General features: G+C 42.0%; 4 protein-coding genes. 3 read left to right on the plus strand and 1 reads right to left on the minus strand.

The window, feature by feature from the left end; all coding sequences use genetic code 11:
• Positions 1-172 precede the first annotated feature (172 nt).
• From NWP21_RS01600 to NWP21_RS01610, 3 genes are all read left to right on the plus strand, one after another.
• Positions 173-484, plus strand: a complete 312-nt coding sequence (locus tag NWP21_RS01600; RefSeq protein WP_280791359.1) for a zinc ribbon domain-containing protein — start codon at positions 173-175, stop codon at positions 482-484.
• A gap of 105 nt (positions 485-589) precedes the next feature.
• The gene (locus NWP21_RS01605; RefSeq protein WP_280791360.1) at positions 590-1,825 is read left to right on the plus strand and encodes an HhoA/HhoB/HtrA family serine endopeptidase; all 1,236 of its coding nucleotides are present in this window, start codon (positions 590-592) and stop codon (positions 1,823-1,825) included.
• Positions 1,826-2,005: 180 nt separating this feature from the next.
• Complete coding sequence (locus NWP21_RS01610) at positions 2,006-3,187, plus strand: aldo/keto reductase (protein WP_280791361.1); 1,182 nt, start codon at positions 2,006-2,008, stop codon at positions 3,185-3,187.
• Positions 3,188-3,310: 123 nt separating this feature from the next.
• Here the strand turns inward: NWP21_RS01610 and NWP21_RS01615 are convergent, their stop codons facing one another.
• On the minus strand, positions 3,311-3,622 hold the full coding sequence (locus NWP21_RS01615) for a DUF4282 domain-containing protein (RefSeq protein ID WP_280791362.1): 312 nt from the start codon (positions 3,620-3,622) through the stop codon (positions 3,311-3,313).
• Positions 3,623-3,892: the final 270 nt, after the last annotated feature.

Raw genomic sequence — 3,892 nt, forward strand, 5'->3', positions numbered from 1 at the left:
TTCTACTATCAACTGCACTAGGCATCCCCCCGTGCCATTGACATCACTTATATAATACCAATGTGCTTTCATTTAGCGATTGCTACACACAGATGCAAGCTCTGCGTAGCGATCGCCTGTGCCAGTTGCGTAAGTCCTAATTATTTTACTGCCCACCTTTGAAACATACCAAATGTCTCAGAAGGCAAAGCGACGAATTAGGTCAAAGTCAGTGCGCCAAATGTTAACACTCTCTCACTACCGATTTAAGCAGTTTCTCAAGCACAAGGCTTTTGAGACTAATAAAGTAGTGATGGATGTTAACGAAGCGTACACATCAAAAACAGTCAGTTGGACTGGTGAAATCATCCCCAACCTTGGTGGTGCTAAGTTCGTTAAGTCTCCATCTGATGGGCGGGTAATGAGCCGGGACATAAATGGTGCACGAGGAATTTTCCTCCGTGCATTGGTTGATACGCCCTCTCTTCAAGAGTGTATTTGTTAGTGAATATTAGCAAAAAAGTATCGGTTATCATCGATTTTGTCAAAATAAATGTAAATAGATGTTTCAAAACGTCTCACAATTAACCTTCTAGATTAGGTTGTGATTATGCGATTTTCTCAAGTAGGCGGTTTTCTACGTCAATTCAGTTCTTATCTGTTAGCCATAATTGTAGGCGTGGGGCTAACGTTGGGTACTTTTCATGTGTTACCGTCCCAAGCAGACCCAGCGCCGACTGTGGTCAGGGGTGAGGATGATATGACTATACCAACCCCAATATCAGATATCATCCCTCAACAGGAATCCCCAGCAAAAGCGGCTATAGGTAGCACTAGCTTTGTTACCGCAGCTGTAAATCGTGTGGGAAATGCAGTGGTACGTATTGACACAGAACGCACCATTACTCGTCGCATCGACCCATTTCTGGAAGACCCATTCTTCCGTCGATTTTTTGGTGATATCCCCCAACAGTTACCCACTGAACAGTTGCGCGGTTTAGGTTCTGGGTTCATTATTGATAAACGTGGTCTGATTTTAACCAATGCCCATGTAGTAGACCAAGCTGATAAAGTCACAGTCCGCCTCAAGGATGGTCGCACTTATGAAGGCAAAGTTAAAGGGATTGATGAAGTTACAGACTTAGCAGTGGTGAAGATTAACCCTGACCAGGATTTACCTGTGGCGGCTTTGGGTTCTTCGGATACAGTACAAGTGGGAGACTGGGCGATCGCAGTGGGTAATCCTTTAGGATTTGATAACACCGTCACTTTGGGAATTGTCAGCACTCTCAAACGTTCTAGCGCCCAAGTTGGGATCGCTGACAAACGCTTAGACTTTATTCAAACCGATGCGGCGATTAATCCTGGTAACTCCGGGGGTCCACTATTAAATGAGCGTGGGGAAGTTATCGGCATTAATACTGCTATTCGTCCTGATGCTATGGGTATTGGTTTTGCTATTCCCATTGATAAGGCTAAGGCGATCGCTTTAAAATTGCAACGTGATGGCAAAGTGATTCACCCCTATTTGGGTGTACAAATGATTACTTTAACCCCCCAGCTAGCAAGGCAAAATAATCTTGACCCTAACTCTCCTATTCAAATCCCAGAAGTTAATGGTGTTTTAGTGATGCGAGTTATACCAGATTCACCTGCGTCAATTGCGGGTATCCGACGCGGTGATGTCATTGTACAAGTTGACCGGGAATCAGTCACCAGTGCTGATAATTTACAGAATCTTGTAGAAAATAGTCGCCTCGGTCAGGTTTTACAGGTTAAGGTGCAACGCGGTAATCAGATACAAGTAATTTCAGTCCGCACGGCTGAGTTACAAGATGCTGCTTAGTGGGTGTCAGCTAGGGTGGGCATCATGCCTACCCTGGAAGATGGATACTTGGAGTGGGAATTAATTGACCACAGATAAACCCAGATAAACACAGATTAATCCTGAGTTGGGCTGAGTAGAAACGGCTATATCTGGGAAATTTTTGTACATTTGAATTAGTAGTAATTTCACAATTAGCTAATGTTATATAGAAGGTTTGGCCGCACGGAATTACAGATGCCTGTTTTTTCTTGTGGGGGTATGAGATACCAGTTTAAATGGCAAGATGTGCCAGACTCGGAAATTCCTGCGGATAGTCAGGCTAATCTGGAAGCAACTATTCGCCGCGCGGTGGAACTAGGGATTAATCACATTGAAACGGCTCGCGGTTATGGGACATCAGAAATACAATTGGGAAGGATATTACCTCAGTTTCCCCGGGAGGAGATAATTGTACAAACGAAGGTCTGTCCGGTTGCAGATGCCGACGAATTTCGCCAAACCTTTGAACAATCACTACAAAATCTCCAGTTAGATTACGTTGATTTACTGGGATTACATGGCATTAATCATGGGGAATCTTTGGATCATAGCATCCGTCCTGGTGGCTGTTTAGAAGTGGCGCAGCAGTTACAAAAAGAGGGAAAAGTCAAATTTATCGGCTTTTCTACCCATGGTTCTAAGGACTTGATTGTAGAAGCAATTAATACCAATAAATTTGATTATGTCAATCTACATTGGTACTACATTAATCAATGGAATTGGGAGGCAATTACAGCGGCTCAACATCACGATATGGGGGTATTTATTATTAGTCCCTCAGATAAAGGGGGGATGCTATATAAACCACCACAAAAGTTAGTTAATCTTTGCGCTCCCTTAAGTCCCATGGTGTTTAATGATTTGTTTTGTCTGAGTCATCCAGAAGTCCATACTTTGAGTTTAGGTGCTGCTAGACCCCAAGATTTTGATGAACATCTCAAGAGTTTGGAATATTTAAACCGGGCAGAGGAAATTCTGCCGCCAATTTTGCGTAAGTTAGAACAAGAAGCGATCGCTACTTTAGGAGAAGACTGGGTAAAAACTTGGGATAGTAACTTACCCACCTTTGAGGAAACACCAGGACAGGTGAATATTCCTGTGATTTTGTGGTTGTTAAATTTAGCGATCGCCTACGATTTAATTGACTATGCTAAAATGCGCTACAATCTCTTAGGTCACGGTAGTCACTGGTTTCCAGGTAGTAAAGCAGACCGCTTAGAGGAACTAGACTTACGACCATCTCTGGCCAATAGTCCCCACGGGGATAAAATTCCTCATAAGTTAGCACAAGCCCATGAAATGTTAGCTGGTGCGGAAGTCAAGCGGTTATCTCAAACTTGAACTACTCACCTCAATAATAAATTGTTTCTCTTTAATTCATGTCTCCACTTGCTGGGGACATTACAGTAACCAACGGGCGTGAGGGAATATCCTCAGAATGAAATAGTTACCCATAGTTATTCACTAAGGGGTTCTAAGACTTTCGGTGTTTTCTGCTATGCGCCGAGTATTTTCAGCCGTGTGAAAAGTGACAATTAACGTCTCTAAACCAGCTCTACTTAATGTTACATAAAATAAAAAAACCATCGGAGCAATCAATAAACTCAGAATCCCCGGACTGAATCCCAGATTGAATCCCCCTGAAATAATTACTAGGGATACTGAACCAGCCACGAATATAGATACGGCGTACAAAATACGAATTATTCTGAAAATAATAAATTCTGAAAAGGAAAAATCAAAAAGTACTGTGATAAAGCCTTTAGTTTTCCCCATAATCGATCCAACTCCTGATCACAACCAAAATTCCTGTTCTTAATTTTAAGACAAAATAAAAGTGTAAATTTCTTCCGATCTTAATCTTATAATTACTTAACAGATTTTACCAATATTTAATTTTATTTAAGAGGATGTTTTAAAAGTCCCTCATGATGTATCAAAAATTTTAGATCCCCCTAAATCCCCCTTGAAAAGGGGGACTTTGATTCTAGTTCCCCCCTTATTAAGGGGGGTTAGGGGGGATCTGCAAGTGTATAAAGTCACCAT

The organism is Anabaenopsis sp. FSS-46, from assembly GCF_029891665.1.
Classification (GTDB): Bacteria; Cyanobacteriota; Cyanobacteriia; order Cyanobacteriales; family Nostocaceae; genus Anabaenopsis; species Anabaenopsis arnoldii.

Coding starts and splice junctions, on each gene's coding strand:
- NWP21_RS01600 (WP_280791359.1), top strand. CDS start 173: ATGTCTCAGAAGGCAAAGCGACGAATTAGGTCAAAGTCAGTGCGCCAA.
- NWP21_RS01605 (WP_280791360.1), top strand. CDS start 590: ATGCGATTTTCTCAAGTAGGCGGTTTTCTACGTCAATTCAGTTCTTAT.
- NWP21_RS01610 (WP_280791361.1), top strand. CDS start 2,006: ATGTTATATAGAAGGTTTGGCCGCACGGAATTACAGATGCCTGTTTTT.
- NWP21_RS01615 (WP_280791362.1), bottom strand. CDS start 3,622: ATGGGGAAAACTAAAGGCTTTATCACAGTACTTTTTGATTTTTCCTTT.